1 protein-coding gene and 1 pseudogene are annotated in these 1006 nt (G+C 45.3%); both read left to right on the forward strand.

Going from position 1 to position 1006, the window contains the following annotated elements:
* On the forward strand, nucleotides 1-544 hold a 544-nt coding region (locus R7P67_RS26730; protein WP_318086574.1), incomplete at its 5' end, for a helix-turn-helix domain-containing protein.
* A 169-nt stretch (nucleotides 545-713) separates the two neighbouring features.
* Nucleotides 714-1006 (forward strand): annotated as a pseudogene (locus R7P67_RS26735) (biotin/lipoyl-binding protein); the annotation flags it as partial.

A 1006-nucleotide genomic window follows, 5' to 3' on the forward strand; every position in this document is an offset into this window, starting at 1 on the left:
CCTGCACAGCGCAGAACATATCTCGCTCGCACAGTGGCAATGCCTGTTTAACCACCCGAAATTGGAGCGCGTATTTGGTGCGACGACCAAGGTTGATGCCGATGTTAAAACGTTCGCAACGCTCATCCACTTACCAACGCTGGATGAACGCAAAGAAGATATTGGCCCACTTTACAAACACTTCGTGCGTCATGCAGCAAGCCGTTATCAGCTGCAACCACCGCACATCAGTTTGGACGAAGTACGCCGAATTACAGAGCTTTCTTGGCCAGAAAACGTTAAACAACTACGCCAATTTGCGGAGCTGCGCGCTCTCAAACCTGAGACTTTTCGCATGGAAGATTGGGACAGTGAAAAGAGCATCGAAATTCAGAGCATGACTCAACGCACAGAACACTTTGAATATTGTCTGTTATTTGATGCATTGCAGCGACACAGAGGCAGACTTAAAGAGGTTCAACTAGAATTACAAGTGTCACGCAAGACCTTGTACGACAAACTAAAAAAACATCAGTTGGACAAATCGAAGTTTAAGGCTCAGTAGCAATACCTCAAAATCTCTTCAGCCTTTCAGCAAGAACGGGCTGAAGCCAGACGGGTAACCAGAGCGAATGTCCTCTGTTACTTATTTTTATTAGCCGGAATGCTGACATGATCGGGTAATAATAATAAGATCAAAAAGATAATCCGTATTTATATAAGCAGAGAATGTGATGAGCCGAGACAACTACAACAAACTCAGCAATGATGAGCTGGATTTTGTCGATGACAAAACCGCCGCACTGCTTCTCAACACCCCAAATAGTGCCCGACTAATGTTGTGGGTTATGGTGTTGTTTTTTGTTGCAGCCATTGGTTGGGCGTCGTGGGCACAGATCGACCAAGTCACCGTCGGTCAAGGTAAAGTAATTCCCTCTTCTCAAATCCAAGTAGTTCAAAACTTGGAAGGTGGTCTCGTCAAAGAAATTCTGGTGAAGGAAGGCCAACTGGTGAAAAAAGGTCAGCA

Source organism: Vibrio sp. Vb0937 (genome assembly GCF_033338855.1).